The following is a 25,555-nucleotide window of genomic DNA, read 5'->3' as shown; positions in this document are numbered from 1 at the left end:
TCTCTCAAACAACAGATACTCCTCAGAGATTCCACCCTTGAGCATTCAACCGAGTACCTACTCTCCCGACATTGCCGTCCCCATAGACAAGCGTGTTTTTGGCGCCCGCGATCTGTTTTCCCTGTGGTTCTCCCTCGGCATCGGTCTGATGGTCCTGCAGACCGGCGCGTTGCTGGCGCCTGGCTTGGGTCTGTCGGGCTCGTTGCTGGCGATTTCTCTCGGCACCCTGGTAGGCGTGCTGCTGTTGGCCGCCGTCGGGGTGATCGGCAGTGACACCGGCCTATCGTCCATGGCCGCCCTCAAGCTCAGCCTGGGCGCCAAAGGCGCTAGCCTGCCGGCGCTGTTGAACCTGCTGCAACTGATTGGCTGGGGCTCGTTCGAAATCATCGTCATGCGCGATGCCGCCAGCCTGCTGGGCACCCGTGCCTTCAACGAAGGCAGTCTGTGGGCCAGCCCGTTGCTCTGGACGCTGTTCTTCGGCGGCCTCGCCACCTTGCTGGCGGTCAGTGGCCCGCTGACCTTCGTGCGAAAGATCCTGCGCAAGTGGGGGATCTGGCTGCTGCTGGCGGCCTGCCTGTGGCTGACCTGGAACCTGTTCGCCAAGGCCGACCTGGCCGCGTTGTGGGCCCAGGCGGGCGATGGTTCGCTGCCGTTTGCCGTCGGGTTTGATATCGCCATTGCCATGCCGTTGTCCTGGCTGCCGCTGATTGCCGACTACTCACGCTTCGGCAAGCGCGCCACGCGGGTGTTCGGCGGCACGGCCCTGGGCTTTTTTATCGGTAACTTCTGGCTGATGAGCCTGGGCGTGGCCTACACCCTGGCGTTTGCGCCCAGTGGTGAAGTCAACGCGCTGCTGCTGGCATTGGCCGGGGCTGGCCTGGGGATTCCGCTGTTGCTGATTCTGCTGGATGAATCAGAAAACGCCTTCGCCGATATCCACTCCGCGGCGGTCTCCAGCGGCATGCTGCTACGGGTGAAAGTCGAACACCTGGCACTGGTGATCGGGCTTGTTTGCACGCTGATCGCCTGCTTCGCGCCCTTGGCCCAGTATCAGAATTTCCTGCTGTTGATCGGCTCGGTATTCGCGCCGCTGTTTGGCGTGGTGCTGGTAGACCACTTCATCCTGCGCCGACGTGGCCAGGCGCGGCCTGCAAGCCTGCGCTGGCCGGCGCTGCTGGCCTGGCTGGGCGGTATCAGCACCTATCATCTGCTGGCCAATCTGTACCCGGATATTGGCGCGACCCTACCGGCACTGGCGCTGGCAGGGCTGCTGCAATTTATCCTCGGGCGCGCCTTCAGGGGCGTACGGGCACCAGCTCCGGCTTGATGATGCCGTCGAGGCGCGTGTAAGGAATCTGCAACTCGACGTGGCCCATGGCGTAGGGCGCAATGGTGGTCGTAGGGTACTTGAGTACCACCGCGCCGTAGGTCAGCGCCACGTTCGGGGTTTTCTGGAAGGGCCAGCTTTTCACGTACTCCGGCTCCAGGCTCAGGCGGGTGCTGATCAGCCAACTGTTGTGGGCTACCTGGGCGGCTTTCCAGAACGCGTCTTCCTTGCCGGGGCGCAGCATGTCCGCCAGGGTCAGGTTTTTTTGCTGTTGGCGTGAGTAGTTGATGAAGCCGCGGCCAGGTTCGCCATGGGCGCCGCCGGTGTCCAGGTAGCTGGACAGTTCGATGATCACCAAGCCGTCATGCTGCTCCCGTACCTTGGCCTGCAAGTACATGCTGTTGCGTGGGCCGGACTCGCGCAGGAATTTTTCCCGATAGGCGTTCAGCGACGCCGGCAGTGGCGCGCCGGGGGTGGTGCGGGTCATTTCCAGCAGGCGTTGCTCGATCAAGGCGTCGAGCTTGGGCTCGTTGGCGAAATGCACCGTATCGATGTTCACCAGTGGGCAATCGGCAGTGGTGCAGCCCGGTTGCACCACTTCGGATGCATCGCGGGTGGCTTCCAGCGGCGCGCGGTAGCTGGGTTGGAACAGGCTCTGGCAAGCGCCGAGCGTCAAGGCAATACAGGCCACGGAGGCGACTTTTAACAGCGACATGGGCGTCCTTCATAAAGCGGAGAAGAGCGAAAGATATGGGGCTTCGACTGTCGGCATCCCAGTCAGTTCGCCACTAAGCTGATTACAGTGAGTTTGACCGCCGCCGCCTGTCCCGGCAACAGGAAAGGGGCTGCACCGACGGGCGCGGGCGCTGTAGGATGGCGCGATGCCGAGACACACACCGCAATAAACGAGGGTTGATATGACCGACAGTGCGAAATCGACGCCGAACAGATTTGAAGTGGTTCAGCGCGACAATGCCTACCAGGGCTTCTACAAGCTTGATCGTGTACAGCTGCGCCACGAGCTGTTCGACGGCGGCATGAGCCCGGTGATCAACCGCGAGATTTTTGTCCGCCACGATGCCGTCTGTGTCCTGCCCTACGATGCGCAACGCGATGAAGTGGTGTTGATCGAGCAGTTCCGGGTTGGCGCCATGGGCCGCACCGACAATCCATGGTTGGTGGAGATGGTTGCCGGTCTGATCGAAAAAGACGAGCAACCGGAGGAGGTTGCGCACCGCGAAGCCGAGGAGGAAGCTGGGCTGACCTTCTCTGCGCTATGGCCGATCACCAAGTATTTCCCGTCGCCGGGGGGCAGCACCGAATTCGTCCACCTGTTTTTGGGACGTTGCGACAGTAGCGGTGCTGGCGGTATCCATGGCCTGGCCGAAGAAGCAGAAGATATCCGCGTTACCGTGTGGGCCTTTGAAGATGCCCTGCAAGCGGTACGCGACGGTAAAATTTCCAACGCAGCCAGCATTATCGCCCTGCAATGGCTTGCGCTTAATCGCGCGGAAGTGAGGGGGTTATGGCAGTAAAGGCACGGGAACGCTACCGGGTCGACCTGATCGGCTTGCAAGCCGCTTGCGAGGCCAACTATGCGCGGCTGATGCGCCTGTTGCCGGACATGCGCCATACGCCCGAAGCACGACGGATCGCCGTGACCCACGGTGACCAGATGCTCGGCGTGCTGACCCTGGAAGTCATCCTCACTTGCCCGTACACCAGCACCCTGCGCGTGCGCCAGGAGCACAGCCTGCCGTGGCTGCCGGTGCCGCAGCTGGAAGTGCAGGTGTATCACGATGCGCGAATGGCCGAAGTGGTCAGCGCCGAACATGCACGGCGCTTTCGCAGCATCTATCCTTACCCCAATGTGTTCATGCACCAGCCCGATGAGAAAGCACAGCTCAATGTGTTCCTCGGTGAATGGTTGAGTCATTGTCTGGCCCTGGGCCATGAGTTTGAAGTCGTCCGATAGCGTTCGACGGCGTGCGTTTGACGGCTTTCCTCTTTGTGTCCTGCCCCAGCATAATTGCACCCATTGTCCATTTATGTGATTGCCCTGGGAGAACGCCTTGCCGAGCGTATCCACCGTGAACCCCGATGCGCCGGCGTTGCTGGTGCAACTGTCTGACAGCCACCTGTTTGCCGAGGCCGACGGCACGCTGCTGGGCATGAATACCCGCGACAGCCTGCAACGGGTGATCGAGCTGGTGCGGGCCCGGCAACCGCAGATTGATTTGCTGCTGGCCACCGGCGACTTGTCCCAGGACGGTACGCTTGAGTCCTACCAGCTGTTTCGCGACCTGAGCCAGCAGATTGGCGCCCCGGCGCGCTGGATTCCGGGCAATCACGATGAGCCGCAGGTCATGGCCCAGGCGACCATGGGCAGCGCGTTGCTGGAGTCGGTGGTGGATGTGGGCAACTGGCGCATTACCTTGCTGGACTCCGCCGTGCCGGGCTCGGTGCCGGGCTATCTGGCCGAGCCGCAACTGCAATTGCTGGCGCAAGCCTTGAGTGAAGCACCGGGTCGCCATCATCTGGTGTGCTTCCATCATCACCCCGTGCCCATCGGCTGTGCCTGGATGGAGCCCATCGGTTTGCGCAACCCCGAGGCGCTGTTTGCCGTGCTCGACCGTTTTCCCCAGGTGCGGGCGGTGTTGTGGGGGCATGTGCACCAGGAGATCGACCGCCAGCGTAATGGCGTGCGCTTGCTGGCGTCGCCGTCCACCTGCATCCAGTTCGCCCCCGGCAGTGAGGATTTCAAGGTCAGCGAACAGGCGCCTGGCTATCGTTGGCTGCGTCTGCACCCGGACGGGCGGCTGGAAACTGGGGTAGAACGGGTCGAAGGTTTCAGCTTTACCGTGGATTACGGCAGCAACGGCTACTAAACCTGCAAACACACATCAAAATGTAGGAGCGGGCTTGCCCGCGATAGGCATAGGTTTCTACACAACTTTGCTGCATCGCATAACCCCAGGCAGATAGGGCTGTTGTGGCGAGCGGGCTTGTCGGAACGCCGCATCGCCCGCGCTGGGCTGCGAAGCAGCCCTAAAGCAGGCCATCGCGGTTTATCTGAAGAAACGCGGGGGGCTTTTTGGGGCTGCTTCGCAGCCCAGCGCGGGCGATGCGGCGTTCCGACAAGCCCGCTCGCCACAGGGAAGATCGTCAGTTTCTGAAAGTTGTGTAGATACCGATGCCGCGATAGGGGAGTGTCAGCCAACCCATCCATGACGGATATACCTCTATCGCAGGCAAGCCCGCTCCCACACCCCTGGCAGGCCGCGTTCGGCAGTAACCCTGCTCACACCGCGTCATTCCCTGTAAACTGCGCCCCTTTGGCCGATAACGCACGGAGAGCCCGGCATGTCCGCTTCGATCTTGTATATCCACGGTTTCAACAGCGCGCCGGCCTCGACCAAGGCCAGCTACCTGATGGGCGTGATGGACAGTCTCGGGCTGGCCGACCAACTGCGGGTGCCGGCCCTGCATCACCATCCACGCCAGGCGATTGCCCAGTTGGAGCAGGCGATCGGCGAGCTGGGGCGGCCGCTGCTGGTCGGCAGCTCACTCGGCGGCTACTATGCAACCCATCTTGCCGAACGCCATGGCCTCAAGGCCCTGCTGGTCAACCCGGCGGTCAGCCCCCATCGCATGTTCGACGGTTACCTGGGCACCCAGAAGAACCTTTACACCGATGAGACCTGGGAATTGACCCACGATCACGTCGCGGCCCTGGCTGAGCTTGAGGTTGCAGCGCCCCAGGATGCCCAGCGCTATCAGGTGTGGTTGCAGACCGGGGACGAAACACTGGATTATCGCCTCGCCGAGCAGTATTACCGGGCCTGTGCCTTGCGTATCCAGGCTGGCGGCGACCACGGTTACCAGGGCTTTGGCCGACAGTTACCGGCCCTGTTGAGTTTTGCCGGCATTGGCGCAGATCAGTACCAATCCTTCGATTTCACCGCATTGTGAAACCGCAGGTTACTTTTTAATCGAACGACTCACGACGAGACCCCATGGCCACTCCCAGCGCTAGCTCTTATAACGCCGACGCCATCGAAGTCCTCTCGGGCCTCGACCCGGTGCGCAAACGCCCCGGCATGTACACCGACACCAGTCGGCCGAACCACCTTGCCCAGGAAGTCATCGACAACAGCGTCGACGAAGCCTTGGCCGGGCACGCCAAGTCGGTCCAGGTCATTCTGCACGCCGACCATTCCCTGGAAGTGTCCGACGACGGGCGCGGCATGCCGGTGGATATCCACCCCGAAGAGGGCGTGTCGGGTGTCGAGCTGATCCTCACCAAGCTCCACGCCGGCGGCAAGTTTTCCAACAAGAACTACCAATTCTCCGGCGGCTTGCACGGTGTGGGTATTTCCGTGGTCAACGCCCTGTCCACGCAAGTGCGGGTCAAGGTCAAGCGCGACGGCAACGAATACCAGATGACCTTCGCCGATGGCTACAAGGCTACCGAGCTGGAAGTCGTCGGCACTGTCGGCAAGCGCAATACCGGGACCAGCGTGTACTTCGCGCCGGATCCGAAATACTTCGATTCCCCGAAATTCTCCATCAGCCGCCTCAAGCACGTACTCAAGGCCAAGGCCGTGTTGTGCCCGGGCTTGCTGGTCAGCTTTGAAGACAAAGGCACCGGCGAAAAGGTCGAGTGGCACTACGAAGACGGCCTGCGCTCCTATCTGGAAGACTCGGTCAGCGACTTCGAGCGCCTGCCCAACGAGCCCTTCTGCGGCAGCCTGGCCGGTAACAAGGAGGCCGTGGACTGGGCCTTGCTGTGGTTGCCCGAGGGTGGCGACAGTGTCCAGGAAAGCTACGTCAACCTGATCCCCACAGCCCAAGGCGGTACTCACGTCAACGGTCTGCGCCAGGGCCTGCTGGATGCCATGCGCGAATTCTGCGAGTACCGCAGCCTGTTGCCGCGCGGCGTGAAGCTGGCGCCGGAAGACGTCTGGGAGCGCATCGCCTTCGTTCTGTCGATGAAAATGCAGGAGCCACAATTCTCCGGCCAGACCAAGGAGCGCCTGTCGTCCCGTGAGGCGGCGGCGTTTGTCTCGGGTGTGGTCAAGGATGCTTTCAGCCTGTGGCTCAACGAGCATCCGGAACTGGGCCTGGCCCTGGCCGAGCTGGCGATCAACAACGCCGGGCGTCGCCTCAAGGCCAGCAAAAAGGTCGAGCGCAAGCGCATCACCCAGGGCCCGGCATTGCCCGGCAAGCTGGCGGACTGCGCCGGGCAGGACCCGATGCGCTCCGAGCTGTTCCTGGTGGAAGGTGATTCCGCCGGCGGTTCGGCCAAGCAGGCACGGGACAAGGAGTTCCAGGCGATCCTGCCGCTGCGCGGCAAGATCCTCAATACCTGGGAAGTCGACGGCAGCGAAGTGCTCGCCAGCCAGGAAGTGCACAACATCGCCGTGGCCATTGGCGTGGATCCCGGCGCCGAGGACATGAGCCAGTTGCGCTACGGCAAGATCTGCATCCTCGCCGACGCCGACTCCGACGGCTTGCACATTGCTACCTTGCTCTGCGCCCTGTTCGTCCAGCATTTCCGCCCGCTGGTGGATGCCGGGCACGTCTACGTGGCGATGCCGCCGCTGTACCGTATCGACCTGGGCAAAGAAATCTACTACGCCCTGGACGAAGCCGAGCGCGACGGCATCCTCGATCGCCTGGTGGCCGAGAAGAAGCGTGGCAAGCCGCAAGTCACTCGATTCAAGGGCCTGGGTGAAATGAACCCACCGCAACTGCGGGAAACCACCATGGACCCGAACACCCGGCGCCTGGTGCAGTTGACCCTGGAAGACTACGCCGCGACCTCGGAAATGATGGACATGTTGCTGGCCAAGAAGCGCGCCGGCGACCGTAAGGCCTGGCTGGAGTCCAAAGGCAACCTGGCCGAGGTATTGGGCTGATGCGCAGCGGTTTCGCCCTGGCGATACTGTTGTTGAGCGGGTTGGCAGCGACCCAGGTCGTGGCCCAGCCTGCGGTCGAGCTCAAGCTGCTGTCCGAACACCCGGTAGACGGCATGCGCGGCGGTAACCTGTCGGGCCTGGCCTTGTGTGGCAAGGAGTTGTGGACGGTCTCTGACCGCGACGACGACCAGATCTACCGCCTCGATACCCGCGCCGAGACCTGGCAGGCCGAGACGGTAAAGATCGACGTGCCGCCGGTGCCTGAATCGGGCCTGCCCTGGGGCTTGCGCGCGCGCACCACGGCGGCTTCGGTGATTCGTGGTGGCGACCTGGATTTTGAAGGCATCAGCTGTGACGCCGTCGGTAATCGTTATATCGTCAGCGAAGCCCACGCGGCGGTGCTGCAAGTGCCGGCAAGCGGCGATCCGGAGTGGCTGAAGATTGCCCCTGGCATGGTTCGCGAGGCGCGGGCCAGTGGCTTGCTGCTGCACTTCAATGCGTTGTTTGAAGGGCTGGCGGTCAACCCCGAGGGCAATCAGATCTGGCTGGCGGCCGAGCGTGAGCGGCGCGGGCTGATTTCGATCAAGCGGGGGCAGAGCGTTTGGGATTGCGACGGCCCCTGCGTACTGTTGAGCGAAGCCGGCCAGGAAATGCAGCCGGCGCAGTTTCCGGGCGCCAAGGCGGTGTCCAAGGACTTTGCCGACCTGGCGCTGTTCAATGGCAAGTTGTTTACCTTGGAGCGCAATGCGTTCCAGGTCTGCCGGCGCGACCGCGTGACGGCCAAGGTCGAGTTGTGCTGGTCGTACGCCGACGAGGCGCTGCAGCCCAACCGACGTTACGCCCAGAGCTACGGCCTGGCAGAAGCCTTGCTGATTGACGGCGACGGAGCCTGGATTGGCATCGACAATAACTTCGGCACCCGGGCCGACGGTGAAAAACGCCCGATGGTCTATCGTTTTGCTGCCCCGGCCGGTGGTTGGAGTGCCCAGCCATGAGTACGCAGCCGCCTGGCAAGCGCGCCGGACGCATATTGATGTTCGTGGCGTGGGGCGCCGGGCTGTTTCTGGCAACACGGTTTTTTGGGCAATGGGAAGCGCGTCAGGAAAACCCCAACGCCGTGGTCACCTCGCAGCAACACGCGGGTTATATAGAAGTGAAACTGGTCGGCAACGGCCAGGGTCATTTTGTCGCCACTGGCCAGATCAACGGCCAGCCGGTGGATTTCATGCTCGATACCGGCGCCACCGACGTGGCGGTACCGGCCGAGTTGGCCGAACGCCTGGGGCTCAAGCGCGGTTTGCCGGTGACCTTGAGCACCGCCAACGGCCGCAGCCAGGGCTATCGCACCCACCTGGAGCGCCTGCAACTGGGCGATATCGTCCTGCAGGACGTACGCGCCCTGGTGGCGCCTGGCCTGGGTGGCGAGCAAGTGCTGTTGGGCATGAGCGCATTGAAACAACTTGAATTTACCCAGCGCGGCGGCACCATGCTGCTGCGCCAGACCAGACAATGATGAGGCCCGCATGAGTGACATCCTTGCAGACAGCTTAGACGGCGTAGAACGCCGGTCGCTGGCTGACTTCACCGAAAATGCCTACCTCAACTACTCCATGTACGTGATCATGGACCGTGCCTTGCCGCATATCGGCGACGGCTTGAAGCCGGTACAGCGGCGCATTATCTACGCCATGAGTGAGTTGGGCCTGGACGCGGACTCCAAGCACAAGAAGTCGGCGCGTACCGTCGGTGACGTGCTCGGCAAGTTCCACCCCCACGGCGACTCGGCGTGCTACGAAGCCATGGTGCTGATGGCCCAGCCGTTCAGCTACCGCTACACCCTGGTCGATGGCCAGGGCAACTGGGGTGCGCCGGACGATCCCAAGTCCTTCGCCGCCATGCGTTACACCGAGGCGCGGCTGTCGCGCTACTCCGAAGTACTGCTCAGCGAGCTGGGCCAGGGCACCGCAGACTGGGGTCCGAACTTCGACGGCACCCTCGACGAGCCGCTGGTCTTGCCGGCGCGCCTGCCCAATATCCTGCTCAACGGCACCACCGGTATCGCCGTGGGCATGGCCACCGACGTACCGCCGCATAACCTGCGCGAAGTCGCCACCGCCTGCGTGCGTCTGCTCGATGAGCCCAAGGCCACGGTCGAGCAGCTGTGCGAGCATATCCAGGGCCCGGATTACCCGACCGAAGCGGAAATCATCACGCCACGCGCCGATCTGCTGAAAATGTACGAGACCGGCAAGGGCTCGGTGCGTATGCGTGCCGTGTACCACATCGAAGATGGCGACATCATCGTCACCGCCTTGCCGCACCAGGTCTCCGGCGCCAAAGTGCTGGAACAGATTGCCGCGCTGATGCAGGCCAAGCCGTCGAAGCTGCCGCAAGTCGCTGACCTGCGTGACGAATCCGACCACGAAAACCCGTGCCGCATCGTGATCATTCCGACCAACAGCCGGGTCGATCATGAAGTGCTGATGCAGCACCTGTTTGCCAGCACCGAGCTGGAATCCAGTTACCGGGTCAACGTCAACATCATTGGCCTGGACGGCAAGCCGCAACTGAAAAACCTGCGCAACCTGCTGGTGGAGTGGCTGGAGTTCCGGGTCAATACCGTACGCCGCCGCTTGCAGTTCCGGTTGGACAAGGTCGAGCGTCGCCTGCACCTGTTGGACGGCTTGCTGATCGCTTACCTCAACCTGGATGAAGTGATCCATATCATCCGTACCGCCGAGCACCCGAAAGCCGAGTTGATCGCGCGTTTCGAGCTGAGCGAGATCCAGGCCGACTACATCCTCGATACCCGTTTGCGTCAGTTGGCGCGCCTGGAAGAGATGAAGTTGCGCGACGAGCAGGACGCCTTGCTCAAGGAGCAAGCCAAGCTGCAAGCGCTGCTGGGTAGCGAAGCCAAGCTCAAGAAGCTGGTGCGCAGCGAATTGATCAAAGATGCAGAAACCTATGGCGACGACCGCCGCTCGCCGATTGTCGAGCGCGCCGAGGCCAAGGCCCTGACCGAAACCGAGCTGTTGCCCAACGAGAAAATTACCGTCGTTCTGTCGGAAAAGGGTTGGGTTCGCTCCGCCAAGGGGCATGATATTGACGCCACTGGCCTGTCGTACAAGGCCGGTGATGGATTCAAGACTGCTGCGGCCGGGCGCTCCAACCAGTTTGCGGTGTTTATCGACTCCACCGGGCGCAGTTATTCGGTGCCGGCTCATACCCTGCCGTCTGCACGAGGCCAGGGCGAACCCTTGACCGGTCGCCTGGCGCCACCGCCAGGGGCAAGTTTTGAATGTGTATTGCTGCCTGATGATGACTCGCTGTACGTCATCGCCTCCGACGCTGGCTACGGTTTCGTGGTCAAGGGCGAGGACTTGCAGGCCAAGAACAAGGCGGGCAAGGCCCTGTTGAGCCTGCCGAACAACGCCAAGGTGATCTTGCCGCGTCCGGTCGAGGACCGCGAAGGCAATTGGCTGGCATCGGTGACCACCGAAGGGCGCTTGCTGGTGTTCAAGATCAGCGACCTGCCGCAGTTGGGCAAGGGCAAGGGCAACAAGATCATTGGTATCCCAGGGGAGCGGGTGGCCAGTCGCGAAGAGTACGTGACCGACATCGCAGTGATCCCGGAAGGCTCGACCCTGGTGCTGCAGGCCGGCAAGCGCACGTTGTCCCTGCGTCCCGACGACCTGGAGCACTACAAGGGCGAACGTGGACGCCGTGGGAATAAATTGCCCCGTGGCTTCCAGCGGGTAGATGCATTGCTGGTAGAAACGCCCGCTTAAAGCGATATAGAGCGCCCGATCTACGATTTAACGCGTAGATCGGCGCTTTCGCGCTGGAGTCATGGCGCATATTCACGGATGATATGGCCTTTCCAGCGCCGGCGTGGCTGAGCGCGTATAGGTTATTTTTAGTATTACATTGTGGTTTGCCTTGTGGCAGCCACCTGGATGGGATGATGACTGCTCCACGCCTTCCTTTATTTTTGATGCTCGCTGGCCTTTTGGGGTTGGCGGGCTGCACCACGCACCAGCCGGTGTCGCTGTACCAGCTGGATAGCGGAAATCCTGCGCAACCAGCGCAAAGTGCTGGCATGGCGGTGTTGCTCGGGCCGGTCGTGGTTGCCGATTACCTGCAACGTGAAACCCTGCTGCAACGCCAGGACGATGGCAGCCTGCAAGGCTCCATCGACGGCCGTTGGGCCGGTAGCCTGTCGTCGGATATCAACCAGTTGATGCTGCGCCAGGTGGCTGGCCACCTGGATAGCCAGCGTGTGGTGCTGTCGCCGGCGCCCACCAGCTTCTCGCCTGATGTGCAGGTCTTGCTGACCATCACGCGCCTGGATTCCGGTGCGTCGCAGCCGGCCATCCTTGACGCGCAATGGCGCCTGATCGACCGCCGCGGCCAGGTGCGGGACAACCGCATCGTGCATCTGCAGGAACAGCATGCTGGCAGCACGGCCTCCCAGGTCCAGGCCCAAGGCGTGTTGTTGCAGCGTTTGGCAGAACAGCTGTCGGTAGCCCTCAAGCCATTGGCCAACCAGCCACCGATTGCCGAAGCCCCGCGCAAACAGGCCCCGGCACCCGCCAAGCCGGCAGCCCCGGAAAAGCCGAAGATCCCAATGGCTTCGCCGATTCGCACCGACATGGAAGTGTTCCGCTTCTGACCGCAAGCGCAGCCAAATAAAAGGCCCGCTGAGTAAGCGGGCCTTTTTGCGTGTCCGGGATTAAGCCACGGTGAATATCAAATGTGGGAGTGGGCTTGCCCGCGATGACGGTGTGCCAGTCCATACATGTGCTGGCTGACCCACCGCTATCGCGGGCAAGCCCGCTCCCACATTGTTTTGCAGTGTTCTTTAGGGCTTGTTGCGGGTCTCATGCATCCGCGCCAACTGGCGCTCCAGCATCGACGGATAAGGCTCCATCAACCGCTCTACACAGCACGCGCCTTCCGGGCTGGCAATCGGGCGGATGCGCGCGCGTTGGCGGATCAGCGCGTCGTCGCTGATCTTGCGCTCCACCAGCAGCAGGTTGCGGCTGTGTTGCGACAAGGCCAGGGCGTCCTGGGCGTTTTCGGTCAGCAGCAGGTCGATCTGGCTCATGCCATACAGGTCGTCGCCCAGGGTCAGGCCCAGTTGCAGTTGCAGGGTGATGCCGCTGTCAGCGACTTCAATTTGCAACGCATGGCCCAGGGCCCGCAGCAGCTCGCCGCAGCAGATGGCATTGGTCAGGTAGTCTTCGCCGCTGTCTTCGCTGTGGAACAGCATCAAGGTGCTGCCGTCGTTCAGGGTGTGCAACTCGCTCTGGTACAGCGAGGCAGCCTGGTCGAGGCAGTCGCGGTAGCGTTCCAGCAGTTCGGTCAGGCGTGCACGGGGCAGGCGGCGCAGTTGGTCCTGGGCGCCCAGTTGTACGGCCAGTACGGCGCTGTGCTGTGGCTGGGTGTTCTGGGAGACGGCAGGTGTCGGGGTCGGCAACGTTGCAGGCGTTGAGTCGTCACGCAGGTCGGCAAACGGGTCGTCATCGTCCAGGCTGTCTTCGTCGGCCTTGATGACTGTGCGCGGTACTGGCTTGAGGCCGGCCACCGGCGCCGACTCGTCGAAGCTCGGGTCACGCAGGTTGCGCACTTCAAACTCGGGTTCGTCGTCGTAATCGGCGTCGTCAAACTCCGGTTCAGGCTCGACCTCCTGTACCACCGGCTCTGGAGCGAAGCTGGTGTGCAACTGGCGGGCAAGGTCGCCGATTTCATCCTGGCGGTCAGTGGCCGGGGTGTGCTCGTCGATATCGCGCAGCCAGATGCGCAACTGCATCAGGGGCGTGGAGATATGCCGGCCCAGGCGCAGGCTCAAGGCCAGGGCCAAGGCCAGCAGGATCGCGCTGAGGATGCCCATGCTTTGCAGGCTGATGGTCATCGGCTGCTGGAACTGTTGCATGTCCAGGCTGATGCGCAGTTGGCCGGCTTTCACATCCTGAAACGTGATATTGCTCTGGTACAGGCCTTCGGCTTCACCCAGCAGGCCGTTCTTCGGGCGTTGCCCGGCTTCGGCCATGATCCGGTTGTCCACGCTGTAGATGGCCGCGTGGGCCACCAGCGGGTTCTTGGTCAGGTTGTTGAGCAGCACGTTGAGGCTGAGGATGTCGTTGGACACCAGCAACTCAGTCGCCGAGGTGGCGGTCTGGGTCGTCAAGCTCTCGCCCAGGGCGTCGGCTTGCTCGTGCATGGCCTGTTTGAACTGCAAACCCATCACGCACGCATAGATCACCAGGGCCAAGGCGACCAGGATCACGTTATGGCTGGCGATGCGTAATGCGATCGGTACACGGCGGTGGCGCAGTGCCCGGAAGATCAGCAGGAAGAAGTTATCGGTTTTTACTGGCGTGGGCCGGTTCACTTGCGCTCGGCTCTTGGTCCGTGAAGTTGACGCGCAGTATAGCGACAGGCCCAAGACCGGCAAAGCGCTGGCTGTGCCCGATGGTCACTGAAAGTGGGTAGAATGCGGTTTTTTTCCAGCCCGGGGGTGCGCTTTGCGCGAAATTGTCCTGATTAACATCACAGGTGAGGACCGTCCGGGTCTTACCGCAGCCATTACTGGTGTCCTCGCCCAGGGTGGTGTGACCATTCTCGATATCGGCCAGGCCGTGATCCACGACACCCTGTCGTTCGGCATCCTGGTCGAGATCCCGAGCACTGAGCAAGCCTCGTCCGTGCTCAAGGACATCCTGTTTACGGCCTATAAGCTGGATCAGCAGGTACGTTTCACCCCGGTCTCCGAGGAGGATTACCAGCATTGGGTCGCTGGCCAGGGTAAAAAACGCCATATCGTCACGCTGTTGACGCGCCGGGTGACCGCCGAACAATTGCAGCGGGTCAGTTCGATCACCGCGCAATATGGCCTGAATATCGATCATATCGACCGTTTGTCGGGCCGTATGCCGCTGGATATGCCGGCGGACCAGGGCAAGGGCTGTATCGAGTTCTCTGTGCGTGGCGAACCGGCCGATCCGCAGGCCCTGCGCGCCGAGTTTCTCAGCGTCGCCCAGGAGTTGAACGTCGATATCGCCTTCCAGGAAGACTCGCTGTTCCGGCGCAATCGCCGCCTGGCGGTATTCGACATGGACTCGACCTTGATCGAAGCCGAAGTCATCGACGAGTTGGCCAAGGCGGCGGGCGTTGGCGAGCAAGTCTCTGCGATCACCGAGCGCGCCATGGCGGGTGAGTTGGATTTCCGCGCCAGCTTCAAGGAGCGCCTAGCGCTGCTCAAGGGCCTGGACGTCAGCGTGCTGGACTCCATCGGTGCATCCCTGCGCTTGACCGAAGGTGCCGAGACCCTGTTCGCCGAGCTCAAGCGCCTGGGCTACAAGACGGCGATTCTGTCGGGCGGCTTTACCTACTTCGCCAAGCAATTGCAGGCCAAGCTGGGCATCGACTATGTGTTCGCCAACGAGTTGGAAGTGGTGGATGGCAAGGTGACGGGCGTGGCGGTCGAGCCGATTGTCGACGCGCAGCGCAAGGCTGATCTGCTACGGGAGTTGGCGCACAAGGAAGGTTTGCGTCTGGAGCAGACCATTGCGGTCGGCGACGGTGCCAACGACTTGCCGATGCTGGCTATCGCCGGGTTGGGCGTCGCGTTCCGTGCCAAGCCGTTGGTCAAGCAGTCGGCCAAGCAGGCGATTTCGACGTTGGGGTTGGACGGTGTGCTGTATCTGTTGGGCTTTCGCGACCGCGACGGCCAACTATAAGCACCCGATCCCCTTGTAGGAATGGGATCGAAAATGTGGGAGCTGGCTTGCCTGCGATAGCGGTGTTGGATTTACCATCGTCATCGCAGGCAAGCCAGCTCCCACATTGATTGGGTTGCAGCTTCAAATCTGCTGGGGGATCAGGCTTTCGGCAGCGCGATACCCTGGCCCATCTGCACCGGCGTGCCTGCCGCCAGCTCTTGCGCCCACTGCACCTGGTCCGGGCCAAACAGCACGATCGCCGTGGAGCCAAGCTTGAAGCGCCCCAGTTCCGCACCTTTTTCCAGGTGGATCGGCGCACGGGCGGCTTCGTCGTAACGGAAGGTTTTCAACTCGCGCTTGGGTGGTGTTACCAACCCAGCCCATACGGTCTCGATCGACGCCACAATCATCGCGCCCACCAATACCACGGCCATCGGGCCGCGTTCGGTATCGAACAGGCAGACAACTCGCTCATTACGCGCAAACAACTCCGGCACGTTTTCGGCGGTGGTCTGGTTGACCGAGAAAATCCGCCCAGGCACGTAGACCATTTCCCGCAGGGTGCCGGCCAATGGCATGTGCACGCGGTGGTAGTCCTTCGGCGACAGGTAGATGGTGGCAAAGTCACCGCCCATGAAGGGCGCAGCAACGGCCGCGTCGCCACCGAGCAATTCCAGCACGCTGAAACTGTGGCCCTTGGCCTGGAACACGCGCCCGTGTTCAATCGGGCCGAGTTGGCTGACTGCGCCGTCTGCCGGGCTCAACACCGCGCCCGGGGTCGGGTCCAATGGGCGCGCGCCGTCTTTCAGGGCACGGGTGAAGAAGGCGTTGAAGTGCTCGTAAGCGGTCACGTCCTCCACCAGTGCCTGGGACATATCCACTTGGTAACGTTTGGCGAACCAGGTGGTGAAGGCATTCTTGAACCAGCGCACGCGGCACTCGGCAATGCAGCCGGCCAGGCGCGACAGCAGGTGATGGGGCAGCAGGTACTGGCTGAGGATAAACAAACGCTTTTTCATGAACTGTCCTTAAACCTTAAATCTCGACGGGGGTGTCGGGGTGGTTGCCCCATTCGCCCCAGGAACCGGCATAACCTTTGACTCGCGGATAACCGAGCGCCTTGGCCACCAGGTAGGTGAAGCCAGAACGGTGGTGAGTCTGGCAGTGGGTAATGATTTCTTTGTCTTTGGTCAGGCCCAGGCTTTCGAGGATCTGCGGCATGTCGCGGCGGATTCGCAGGTTGCGCGCCGTGTCCATGCCCGCAGTCCATTCGAAGTTCACTGCGCCGGGAATATGCCCGCCCTTGGCCGCAAGGACTTTCTCCCCCGAGTACTCCAGCGGCCCGCGTGCATCCCAGATCCCCAGGTCGGCAGCGCCGAGGCGGCTTTGCAGGTACTCGCGGGTGGCGGTGGGCTCGTCGTGCAGGGTCAGGCTGACCGGCCCGGCGACGGCGGCAACGGCCTCGGTGGACACAGGATGCTGTTCATCCAGCCACGCCAGCAGGCCGCCATCGAGGTAGTGATACTTCTTGTGGCCGATCACGTCGAGCAACCAGATGAACCGCCCGGCCCAGCCGCCGCCCTCGTCGTCGTACACCACGTAGGTGGCGTCCGGGGTGTGGCCCAGTTCGCCGAACAGCTTTTCCAGGTCGGCCTTGGCCGGCAACAGCCCCGGCGCGGGTGGCTGGCCCAGTTGGGTGCGCTTGGGATCAACGAAGTGCGCGCCGGGGATATGCCCTTGGGCATAACGGGCGGCGCTGGTGAGGTCCACCAGAATCAACTGCTCGGCGGCGAGGCGACCCAGCAGATCGCTGGGCTCGATCACCAGCGGCAAGCCAGAAAAGTCAGGCATGTGAGGTCTCCCGGGCACTAGGTTTGGGCGATAAAAGAGGGCGATTGTATCGCAAGCATCAGGTGGTGCGGTTGGTAAAGCAGTGCAGGGCTTTCTCGATGCATTGGGCGGTTTTGCCGAAGGCCTGCACGGTGGTTTCGGAGAACGGCCCGCCGCCCTGGTCGGCAATCATCAACATCACCACCCGGCCGTTACAGCTCAGGGAGCGCAACAGCAGGTGCTCGCCCACGAACAGGCGGCGCACGGAGGCAGGCAGCAGCGCCGCGAATTGTGCGTGATTGTCCGGGGTCAGGCGCACCTGTGCAGATTTCTCCAGCAAGCGTTGCAGCAGCGTGCTTTGTGCGGTCTCAAGGCTCAGGTTGGCGGCGTCCTTGGGCAGGCCGTCGACCTGATGCACGCGCAACATGGTCAGGGCCTTGTCGGCCATCAGCAGCATGACGCGCTGCATGCCGCTGGCCACCAGGGCCTCCTTGGCGCAGGTGGTCAAGTGCATGGCGTTGGCGAAGCGGCTCGGCTCTACCAGCAACTCGCTGCACCGCTTGCGCCAGATCGCCAGGGCTTCGGCTGTGGGTGGTGGTGCTGGCAGCAGGCCGCGATGCACACGCTGCACATGCCATGGCCAGATCAGCGCCAGCGCAGGATGCCAGAGGCCTGGGGTCAGGGTATGGCGGGCGCTGATGGCGGCCTGTTGGTGCACTTGCTGCTGCACATCGGCCAGCGGTTGTTGCAGGTACAGCGCCGTGAGGTACTGCCAGCGCTGGGTGTGCGGGCAGGTCCAGGACTCTTGCGCCGCCAGTGCCATGCCATTGGCCAGGAGCACGGTGTTGGCCGGCTGGTTCAGCCAGCGGCGCAACGCGGGGTCGTCATCGAGTTTTTGCTGCTGGCTCAGCGGCACTTCATCGCGGGCGATGTGCAGGGCCTTGACCAGCAAACGTTGTTCCTTGAGCAGCAGTTGGTAGCCCTGGGACACCCAGATCGGCAGGCGCCAGGCCTCGGTCAGCCCAAGGCACAGCTCCAGCAGGCGCACACCAAACAGCTCCTGCTCGACCTTGCGTGCCGACTGGCCCTTGTGGATCACCCGCAGTTCCCATTCTTCCAGGAGCTTGGGGTAGGCCACGGCCATCGGCCACAGCGGCGAGAGAAACAGCAGGCTGCCCCAATGGATATCCTGCCAAAGGCGCGCCAGGCGGCTGGCGAACAGGCCGCTGGCTTGCTGCGAGGCATGTTGGCTGATCAGTTGCAGTTGGCGCAGGGCCACGGGGATTTCATTGAGTGGCACTGACGGCAGGCGTGCGAGCAATTCTTCGGTGCGCTTGAGGCCGAGGCGGTTGATCGCCACTTCAAGGTTTTCTGCGGGTTCCGCCAGGCTGCCGTGGGCCTGGTTATTGGCTTCGCGCATGACGCTCAGGACCAGTGCCGGGCTGTCTTGCATCAGCTCTGCAATATCTCGCAACGAACGGCGGCTGTCGCCGATGGCCTTGCACACGGCCATGTGGCTCGCTTGCGGGACGGGCAGGTGAATTTCGTCCAGGCGCTTTATCCAGCCGGCCAGAGAGTTGGGTTTTGTAGTTGGGACTGTCGTTTCGTTTGCCATGATTGGGGCGCGATCATCACTTGCGGTCAACACGCCCGGAGCGGGCCGAACTGGCTTTTCGCCTTAACGGGCTATAGTCTGGCGCAGTTTTGCCGATAAGTAGAAGAAGAGTTTTTAGATCTTCCGAATATGTCCATGAACCCGACGGCGCAAGTACTCATCCCCTATGGCTAAAATTATCGGCATCATCGTCGTCATCGCAAGCGTGCTCGGCGGATACGTTCTGTCCCACGGTAAAATTGCTGCGCTGATCCAGCCCTTCGAAGTGCTGATCATCGGCGGTGCGGCGTTTGGCGCTTTCCTGCAGGCTAACCCAGGCTACATGACCATGCACGTGGTCAAAAAGTCGCTGGGTATGTTCAGCTCGCGCTTTTCCCACACGTTCTACCTGGAAGTGCTGGGCCTGGTCTACGAGATCCTCAACAAGAGCCGCCGTGAAGGCATGATGGCTATCGAGGCTGATATCGAGGACGCCGCGGCGAGCCCGATCTTCGCCAAGTACCCGGCCGTGCTCAAAGACGACCGCATGACGGCCTACATCTGCGACTACCTGCGCATCATGTCCTCCGGCAACATGGCCCCGCACGAGCTGGAAGGCTTGTTCGACATGGAACTGTTCAGCCTCAAGGAAGAACTCGAACACCCATCCCACGCCGTGACCGGCATCGCCGACGGCATGCCCGGCTTCGGTATTGTCGCGGCGGTACTGGGTATCGTGGTGACCATGGCGTCCCTGGGCGAAGGCGACCAGGCCGCGATCGGCATGCACGTTGGTGCGGCGTTGGTGGGGACCTTCTTTGGTATTCTCGCCGCTTATGGTTTCTTTGGTCCGCTGGCCACCTCCCTGGCCCACGATGCCAAGGAAGAGCTCAATATCTACGAAGCCATCAAGGCGTCGCTGGTGGCGTCTGCTTCGGGCATGCCGCCGTCCCTGGCCGTGGAATTCGGGCGCAAGGTGTTGTATCCGAAGCACCGTCCGAGCTTTGCCGAGCTGGAACAAGCAGTTCGCGGTCGCTAAGCCATGGAAAACAACCAGCCAATCATCATCAAGCGCGTCAAGCGCTTCGCTGCCGGGCACCACGGCGGTGCCTGGAAAATCGCGTTCGCCGACTTTGCGACGGCGATGATGGCGTTCTTCCTGGTGCTGTGGCTGATGTCCACTGCCACCCCTGAACAGAAGATCGCCATTGCCGGTTATTTCAAGGATCCCATCGGCTTCTCCGAGAGTGGTACGCCGTTTGTGATCGACCTGGGTGGTTCGCCTGAGTTGGCTCCCGAGCGCACCATCAACCCGGAAGTGCAAACCGAAGCGCCCCAGGAAAACATCCCGATCGAACGCCAGACCGTCGAAAGCATGGCTGAACAGGTCGAGCAGGAGCGCCTGGAGTTGTTGCTGCAAGAGTTGCAGAACAAGGTGGATGAGAACCCGCAACTGCAAAAATTCAAGGACCAGATCCACTTCCAGATCACCCCGGATGGCCTGCGTATCCAGATCATGGATGCGGCTAACCGCCCGATGTTCGATTCTGGCAGTGCGCGCTTGAAGCCTTACTTCGAAGACATCCTGCTGGCCATGGCCGACACCATCAAGGCGGTGCCGAACAAGATCAGCGTCAGCGGCCACACCGATGCCAAGCCTTATTCGGGCCTGGGTGATTTCGGCAACTGGGAGCTGTCGGCCAACCGTGCCAACGCTGCGCGTCGTGCCCTGGTGGCCGGCAGTTATCCGGATACCCAGGTAGCGCGCGTGGTGGGTTTTGCTTCATCGCAGCTGTTTGATGTCCAGGACCCGTTCAACCCGGTCAACCGGCGCATTGATATCGTCGTGCTGACCAAAAAGGCCCAGCGTGCGATTGAAGGTGATCAGGTACCCACGCCGCCAGTGCCGACCCAAGGCGACGGCGCACCAGGTGAAGTGCCGGTGGACCCGAACGCCCTGCCGCCAGAGCAGCAGCCGTTGCCGGCGCATGAGTTGCGCCAGAAGCTCAATCTGTTTGATGAGGGTGGGGTGAAGGCTCCCGGAGAAGCCCCGGCCGGGAGCTGATGCGCTTTGTGTAGGAGCGGGCTTGTGTGGGAGCGGGCTTGCTCGCGAAGACGTCGGCCCAGTAAACATTGAGGTTGGCTGACCCACCGCTTTCGCGGGCAAGCCCGCTCCCACACAAGCTCGCTCCCACATAAGCGTGTGCCTACAACTTAATAGCTGCTCTCTGGCAAGCTGGCGATGATCGAGCGATAGCTGTTCATCCGCTGCTGCTGCACGCGCCCATCTTCCAGCGCCTTGAGCAAGGCGCAGCCCGGCTCGCGGTCATGCTTGCAGTCGCGGAAGCGGCAGGTGCCGATCAAGTCGTTGAACTCGATAAAGCTGGCTTCCACGTCGCTGCGGCTGACGTGCCCCAGGCCGAATTCACGGATGCCCGGTGAGTCGATCAACTCGCCCCCGCCCGGGAAGTGAAACAGGCGTGCGGTGGTGGTGGTGTGCGTGCCCTGGCCGGACAGTTCCGACAGCGGACCGACGCGGGTCTCGACTTCCGGTAGCAGGCTGTTGACCAGCGACGACTTGCCCACGCCCGACTGGCCGACGAACACGCTGATGCGCCCGTCCAACTGCTGTTGCAGTTGTTCCATGCCATTGCCATGGTGCGCGGAGACTTCCAGCACCGGGTAACCTAACTGCCGATAAACCGCGAGCAGCGCATTCAGCGCCGGAGCGTTTTGTTCGTCGATCAAGTCGAATTTGTTCAGCAGCAGCAGGGGCCGGATACCCGCGTGTTCGGCGGCCACCAGGTAGCGGTCGATCAGGTTGGCGTGGGGCTCGGGCAGCGGGGCGAAGACGATGACAATCATGTCGACGTTGGCCGCTACCGGCTTGAGCTGGCCACGGCTGTCGGGGCGACGCAGTTCGGTGGTGCGCGGCAGTTGCGCGACGATCACCCCGATGCCCTGGTTGCCGGCACGCCAGACGACTTTGTCGCCGGTTACCAGCGCCGGCAGGTTGGCGCGCAGGTGGCAGCGGGAAACCTGGCCCGCCAGTTCGCCTTCCAGCGCCTCGACTTCGACCTGTACCCCAAAGTGCGCGATTACCAGGCCCGTTTGCTCGGGTCCCAGGTCGCCGCCCTCCAGCGCTTCCACGGCAGAGGACTCACGTTTGGCGGCGCGGGCAGCGCGTTCACCCTGGATCTTTTCGATGCGCCAGTTTTGGCGACGGTTGAGCTGGCGTTTGGCCATTGGTGTTCCGTGTCGATAATGCAAAAGGTTGGGTAAAACGGTCGCGAGTCTAGCACGCCGCCGCCTGCTAAACTGCGCAGCTACGCCAAGGTGCCAAGGAACTACGACATGCAAAACCCACAGAACCTGATTTGGATCGATCTGGAAATGACCGGTCTGAACCCTGACACCGACGTCATCATCGAGATGGCGACCATTGTCACCGACAGCAACCTCAACACCTTGGCCGAAGGTCCGGTGATCGCTATCCACCATAGCGACGCGGTGTTGGCCACTATGGATGAGTGGAACACCCGCACCCACGGCAACTCGGGCCTGACCCAGCGTGTGCGCGACAGCCGCATCAGCATGGCCGAGGCTGAGGCCGAGACGATTGCCTTCCTGGAAAAATGGGTGCCCAAGGGCAAGTCGCCGATCTGTGGCAACAGCATCTGCCAGGACCGCCGCTTCCTCTATACCCATATGAAGGCACTGGAAAGCTACTTCCACTACCGCAACCTTGACGTGTCGACCTTGAAAGAACTGGCCGCGCGCTGGGCGCCGGAGGTCAAGGACAGCTTCCACAAGGGCAGCACCCACCTGGCCCTGGACGATATCCGCGAGTCGATTGCCGAGTTGCAGCATTACCGCAAGCATTTCATCAAGGCCTGATCCTACCGTTTGGCAGGTTTGTTGTGGGTATGTCGTGGCGAGCGGGCTTGCCCCGCGCTGGGGCGCGCAGCGGCCCTAATTCAGCCACTGCAACCCTTCGGTCGGATATCATCGCCCAATATCGGGGCTGCTACGCAGCCCAGCGCGGGGCAAGCCCGCTCGCCACCACACGCCAGCTCTGCACAATATTCCTGCAAGGATCGCCATCATGCTGTTGATGCTCTACCTCATCGCCATCACCGCCGAAGCCATGACCGGTGCCTTGTCCGCCGGTCGGCGCGGCATGGATTGGTTCGGCGTGGTGCTGATCGCGTGCGTCACAGCCCTTGGCGGCGGTTCGGTGCGTGATGTGCTGCTCGGCCACTACCCGCTGACCTGGGTCAAACACCCGGAATACCTGGTGCTGACCTCAGTCGCGGCCTTGGTGACGATCTTTATCGCGCCGCTGATGCGCCATTTGCGTTCACTGTTTTTGGCGCTGGACGCCGTGGGCCTGGTGGCCTTCACGCTGATCGGCTGCATGACGGCCCTGGAAATGGGCCACGGCATGCTGGTGGCTTCGGTCAGCGGCGTGATTACCGGTGTGTTCGGCGGCATCCTGCGGGATATCTTCTGCAACGACATTCCGCTGATCTTCCGCCGCGAGTTGTACGCCAGCGTGTCGTTCCTCGCGGCCTGGTGCTACATGCTGTGCATCTACCTCGAACTGCCCAGCGAGCAAGCTATCCTGCTGACCCTGTTCAGCGGTTTTCTGCTACGCCTGTTGGCGATCCGCTTTCATTGGGAAATGCCCAAGTTCGTCTACAACGACGAGCACTGACGGATTGCGTGCTGGTTCAGTGCCCATTCCACATGTTCGCGGACCAGTTCAGAGGGGTAATCCCGGCGCGCCTTCAACGCTTCGAGCACCGGAATGCTGGAGGGCGCATTCCCCAGGCCCACGGCCAGGTTGCGTAGCCAGCGCTCGTAACCGGCACGGCGCAGTGGCGAGCCTTCGGTGCTGCTGAGGAATTTATCCTCATCCCACATAAACAACTCGGCCAGTTCAGCGTTATCCAGGTTGTGGCGCGGCTTGAAATCGCTTTCTCCTGAAGGTCGGGCGAAACGATTCCACGGGCAAACGATCTGACAGTCATCACAGCCGAACACGCGGTTGCCAATCAACGGCCGCAGGTCTTCGGGGATCGCGCTCTTCAACTCAATGGTCAGGTAGGAAATACAGCGCCGGGCGTCCAGCACATAGGGCCCGACGAACGCATTGGTCGGGCAGATATCCAGGCAGGCGGTGCAGCGGCCGCAGTGTTCGGTGCTGTGGGGCGGGTCGATAGGCAGCGGCAGGTCGACAAACAGCTCGCTGAGAAAGAAGTAACTGCCGGCCTTGCGGTTGAGGACCAGGGTGTTTTTGCCGATCCAGCCCAGGCCGGCCTTTTCAGCGATGGCTTTTTCCAGCACCGGGGCGCTGTCGACAAAGGCGCGAAAGCCAAACGGGCCGATCTGGGCCTGGATGCGGTCGGCCAGTTGCTGCACGCGCTTGCGGATCAGCTTGTGGTAGTCGCGGCCCAGGGCGTAGCGGGAGATGTAGGCTTTTTCGGGTTGGGCCAGCAGTTGCGCCATTTGTGTGTCGCCGGGCAGGTAATCCATGCGCAGGGACACCACGCGCAAGGTGCCGGGTACCAGTTCGTCGGGGTGCGAGCGCTTGCTGCCATGGGCGCCCATGTAGTCCATCTCGCCGTGGTAGCCCGCGTCGAGCCAGCGCTGCAGGTGCTGTTCATGCTCGGCCAGGTCCAGGCCGCTGATGCCGACTTGTTGAAAGCCCAACTCGCGGCCCCAGTCTTTGATCGATTGGGCGAGGGCGGGCAGATCGGTGGTAATAGCAGGCATGAGACGAGAGAAACCGCAGGTTAGATGCGTATAATTCTGCCAGACATCGGAGCTTGAAGACGCATGCCGCAGACAAAACACGAAATAACCGACGTTCAGCCGCTGTTGCCTGGCCATTTGCCGCAACTGGCTGCGCGTTCCCCAGCGGCCCACAAGGGCCAGTTTGGCCATGTCCTGGTCATTGGCGGCGACCATGGCTTTGGCGGCGCGTCGCTGCTGAGTGCCGAAAGCGCGCTGCGCAGCGGTGCTGGCCTGGTATCCCTGGCGACCCGCAGCGAGCACGTCCCGGCAGCCCTGACCCGTTTGCCGGAAGTCATGGTGCGGGGCGTGCATTCGGCCAATCAGTTGATGGCCCTGCTGGAGAAAGTCTCGGTGATCGTTATTGGTCCCGGCCTCGGCGACATGGCGTGGGGTAAAAGCCTGCTGTCGGTGGCTGCCAATGCCCGGCAACCCCAGGTCTGGGATGCTGATGCACTGAACCTGCTGGCCGCAGGCCATGTAGCTCTGCCGGGCGGTTGTGTGATCACTCCGCACCCTGGGGAAGCGGCGCGGCTGATGGGGATCTCGACAGCCGAGGTTCAGGCCGACCGGCTTAAGGTGGCGCGCGCGCTGAGCCAGAAACTCAATGCCGTCACGGTACTCAAGGGCGCTGGCAGCCTGATCGCCAGCCCGGATGGGCGGGTGGCACGTTGCGATCAGGGCCATCCCGCCATGGCGTCGGCGGGTTTGGGCGATGTGCTTGCCGGCCTCACCGGCGCGCTGCTGGCTCAGGGCATGCCGGCGTTCGAGGCCGCCAGCCTGGCGGTGTGGTTGCATGCCACGGCGGGCGACCGTCAGGGTAGTTTTGGTCGCGGCTTGGCTGCCAGCGACCTGATTCCCGCCATTCGTCAGTTGTTGGAGGAGCAGTCACCGTGTCTGAAGTAACGCTGTTTATTGCGGATGAGGAGGCCATGGTGGCTTTTGGCAAACGCATTGCCGAAATCACCCAGGGCGCGGGCCTGATTTTTCTGCAGGGCGATCTGGGTGCCGGCAAAACCACGCTGTCGCGCGGCATTATTCGTGGGCTTGGCCATACCGGCGCAGTAAAAAGTCCGACGTTCACTTTGGTAGAACCTTACGAGATCGGTGACGTGCGGGCGTTCCATTTCGACCTCTATCGCTTGGTGGATCCCGAGGAATTGGAGTACATGGGCATCCGCGATTACTTCGATGGCGATGCGTTATGCCTGATCGAGTGGCCGGACAAGGGCACAGGCTTTTTGCCAAAGCCTGACCTGACCATTACCATTACCCCGCATGACAATGGGCGTCAGTTGAAATTGTTGTCCCAGAGCGCGCGCAGTGAGTCCTGGTGCGCCGCTTTGGCTTTGGAATTCTAATA

General features: G+C 62.1%; 24 protein-coding genes. 17 read left to right on the top strand and 7 right to left on the bottom strand.

From position 1 onward, the window contains the following. The first annotated feature begins 37 nt into the window (after nt 1-37). On the top strand, nt 38-1,327 hold the full coding sequence (gene cytX / locus FIV38_RS04745; protein WP_092233024.1) for a putative hydroxymethylpyrimidine transporter CytX: 1,290 nt from the start codon (nt 38-40) through the stop codon (nt 1,325-1,327). Here cytX and FIV38_RS04740 read toward each other — a convergent pair. Next, nucleotides 1,296-2,042 carry an RsiV family protein gene (locus tag FIV38_RS04740; RefSeq protein ID WP_029299159.1) on the bottom strand — a complete coding sequence of 249 codons (747 nt, stop codon included), beginning with the start codon at nt 2,040-2,042 and terminating at the stop codon, nt 1,296-1,298. The genes cytX and FIV38_RS04740 overlap by 32 nt on opposite strands. Before the next feature lie 202 nt (nt 2,043-2,244). Between FIV38_RS04740 and FIV38_RS04735 the strand changes: the two genes are divergently transcribed. From FIV38_RS04735 to FIV38_RS04695, 9 genes are all read left to right on the top strand, one after another. Further along, a complete protein-coding gene (locus tag FIV38_RS04735; protein ID WP_092233025.1) occupies nt 2,245-2,862 on the top strand; it encodes an NUDIX domain-containing protein in 618 nt (205 codons plus the stop codon). Continuing rightward, nucleotides 2,853-3,302 carry a DUF1249 domain-containing protein gene (locus FIV38_RS04730; RefSeq protein ID WP_092233027.1) on the top strand — a complete coding sequence of 150 codons (450 nt, stop codon included), beginning with the start codon at nt 2,853-2,855 and terminating at the stop codon, nt 3,300-3,302. Before FIV38_RS04735 ends, FIV38_RS04730 begins: the two co-directional genes overlap by 10 nt. Nucleotides 3,303-3,399: 97 nt before the next feature. Next, nucleotides 3,400-4,215: a 3',5'-cyclic-AMP phosphodiesterase gene (gene cpdA, locus FIV38_RS04725; protein WP_092233029.1), complete on the top strand. Its 816-nt coding sequence runs from the start codon at nt 3,400-3,402 to the stop codon at nt 4,213-4,215. Nucleotides 4,216-4,690: 475 nt separating this feature from the next. Further along, on the top strand, nt 4,691-5,299 hold the full coding sequence (locus tag FIV38_RS04720) for a YqiA/YcfP family alpha/beta fold hydrolase (protein WP_029299153.1): 609 nt from the start codon (nt 4,691-4,693) through the stop codon (nt 5,297-5,299). Between the two features lie 44 nt (nt 5,300-5,343). After that, nucleotides 5,344-7,248, top strand: coding sequence for a DNA topoisomerase IV subunit B (gene parE / locus FIV38_RS04715; protein ID WP_032862074.1), 1,905 nt, complete (start codon nt 5,344-5,346; stop codon nt 7,246-7,248). After that, nucleotides 7,248-8,243: an esterase-like activity of phytase family protein gene (locus FIV38_RS04710; protein WP_092233031.1), complete on the top strand. Its 996-nt coding sequence runs from the start codon at nt 7,248-7,250 to the stop codon at nt 8,241-8,243. Before parE ends, FIV38_RS04710 begins: the two co-directional genes overlap by 1 nt. Further along, nucleotides 8,240-8,761 (top strand): retropepsin-like aspartic protease family protein, encoded by a 522-nt coding sequence (locus FIV38_RS04705; protein WP_029299149.1) that lies wholly within the window; start codon nt 8,240-8,242, stop codon nt 8,759-8,761. The genes FIV38_RS04710 and FIV38_RS04705 overlap by 4 nt, the downstream gene beginning before the upstream one ends. Nucleotides 8,762-8,771: 10 nt before the next feature. Beyond that, a complete protein-coding gene (parC, locus tag FIV38_RS04700; protein ID WP_057437367.1) occupies nt 8,772-11,036 on the top strand; it encodes a DNA topoisomerase IV subunit A in 2,265 nt (754 codons plus the stop codon). Between the two features lie 176 nt (nt 11,037-11,212). Then, entirely contained in the window at nt 11,213-11,920 is a 708-nt protein-coding gene (locus FIV38_RS04695) for a PqiC family protein (protein WP_029299146.1), read from the top strand. 189 nt (nt 11,921-12,109) lie between these two features. Here FIV38_RS04695 and FIV38_RS04690 read toward each other — a convergent pair whose 3' ends face one another. Next, nucleotides 12,110-13,642 (bottom strand): AhpA/YtjB family protein, encoded by a 1,533-nt coding sequence (locus FIV38_RS04690; RefSeq protein ID WP_092233034.1) that lies wholly within the window; start codon nt 13,640-13,642, stop codon nt 12,110-12,112. Between the two features lie 133 nt (nt 13,643-13,775). Between FIV38_RS04690 and serB the strand changes: the two genes are divergently transcribed. After that, complete coding sequence (serB, locus tag FIV38_RS04685) at nt 13,776-14,990, top strand: phosphoserine phosphatase SerB (RefSeq protein ID WP_092233037.1); 1,215 nt, start codon at nt 13,776-13,778, stop codon at nt 14,988-14,990. A gap of 140 nt (nt 14,991-15,130) precedes the next feature. Here the strand turns inward: serB and asd are convergent, their stop codons facing one another. From asd to FIV38_RS04670, 3 genes are read right to left on the bottom strand one after another with little or no spacing between them, the layout of a single operon-like run. Beyond that, entirely contained in the window at nt 15,131-15,991 is an 861-nt protein-coding gene (gene asd, locus FIV38_RS04680; RefSeq protein WP_070996440.1) for an archaetidylserine decarboxylase, read from the bottom strand. A 16-nt stretch (nt 15,992-16,007) separates the two neighbouring features. Next, nucleotides 16,008-16,823 (bottom strand): rhodanese-like domain-containing protein, encoded by an 816-nt coding sequence (locus FIV38_RS04675; protein ID WP_070996439.1) that lies wholly within the window; start codon nt 16,821-16,823, stop codon nt 16,008-16,010. A gap of 58 nt (nt 16,824-16,881) precedes the next feature. Continuing rightward, on the bottom strand, nt 16,882-18,417 hold the full coding sequence (locus FIV38_RS04670; protein WP_029299137.1) for an HDOD domain-containing protein: 1,536 nt from the start codon (nt 18,415-18,417) through the stop codon (nt 16,882-16,884). Between the two features lie 166 nt (nt 18,418-18,583). Between FIV38_RS04670 and motA the strand changes: the two genes are divergently transcribed. Together motA and motB are read left to right on the top strand one after the other, a co-directional pair. Next, complete coding sequence (gene motA / locus FIV38_RS04665) at nt 18,584-19,435, top strand: flagellar motor stator protein MotA (protein ID WP_029299136.1); 852 nt, start codon at nt 18,584-18,586, stop codon at nt 19,433-19,435. 3 nt (nt 19,436-19,438) lie between these two features. After that, nucleotides 19,439-20,461 carry a flagellar motor protein MotB gene (motB, locus tag FIV38_RS04660; RefSeq protein WP_029299134.1) on the top strand — a complete coding sequence of 341 codons (1,023 nt, stop codon included), beginning with the start codon at nt 19,439-19,441 and terminating at the stop codon, nt 20,459-20,461. A gap of 149 nt (nt 20,462-20,610) precedes the next feature. Here motB and rsgA read toward each other — a convergent pair whose 3' ends face one another. Next, entirely contained in the window at nt 20,611-21,642 is a 1,032-nt protein-coding gene (gene rsgA, locus FIV38_RS04650) for a small ribosomal subunit biogenesis GTPase RsgA (protein WP_092233040.1), read from the bottom strand. A 108-nt stretch (nt 21,643-21,750) separates the two neighbouring features. On the opposite strand from rsgA, the gene orn reads away from it, so the two are divergent. Both orn and FIV38_RS04640 read left to right on the top strand, forming a co-directional pair. Beyond that, a complete protein-coding gene (orn, locus tag FIV38_RS04645; protein WP_010213620.1) occupies nt 21,751-22,293 on the top strand; it encodes an oligoribonuclease in 543 nt (180 codons plus the stop codon). A gap of 205 nt (nt 22,294-22,498) precedes the next feature. Next, nucleotides 22,499-23,113 carry a trimeric intracellular cation channel family protein gene (locus tag FIV38_RS04640; RefSeq protein ID WP_169851492.1) on the top strand — a complete coding sequence of 205 codons (615 nt, stop codon included), beginning with the start codon at nt 22,499-22,501 and terminating at the stop codon, nt 23,111-23,113. On the opposite strand, the gene queG is transcribed toward FIV38_RS04640, so the two are convergent. After that, on the bottom strand, nt 23,095-24,174 hold the full coding sequence (queG, locus tag FIV38_RS04635; RefSeq protein ID WP_029299568.1) for a tRNA epoxyqueuosine(34) reductase QueG: 1,080 nt from the start codon (nt 24,172-24,174) through the stop codon (nt 23,095-23,097). The two genes, FIV38_RS04640 and queG, sit on opposite strands and share 19 nt — an antisense overlap. Before the next feature lie 63 nt (nt 24,175-24,237). Here queG and FIV38_RS04630 point away from each other — a divergent pair, with 63 nt between their 5' ends. Next, entirely contained in the window at nt 24,238-25,098 is an 861-nt protein-coding gene (locus FIV38_RS04630; protein WP_029299573.1) for an NAD(P)H-hydrate dehydratase, read from the top strand. Continuing rightward, on the top strand, nt 25,086-25,553 hold the full coding sequence (tsaE, locus tag FIV38_RS04625; protein ID WP_029299575.1) for a tRNA (adenosine(37)-N6)-threonylcarbamoyltransferase complex ATPase subunit type 1 TsaE: 468 nt from the start codon (nt 25,086-25,088) through the stop codon (nt 25,551-25,553). Before FIV38_RS04630 ends, tsaE begins: the two co-directional genes overlap by 13 nt. The last annotated feature ends 2 nt before the right edge of the window (nt 25,554-25,555 follow it).

Origin of the sequence: Pseudomonas proteolytica, from assembly GCF_007858275.1 — a bacterium.
Classification (GTDB): Bacteria; Pseudomonadota; Gammaproteobacteria; order Pseudomonadales; family Pseudomonadaceae; genus Aquipseudomonas; species Aquipseudomonas proteolytica.
This window is presented reverse-complemented; position numbering and strand designations above follow the sequence as displayed.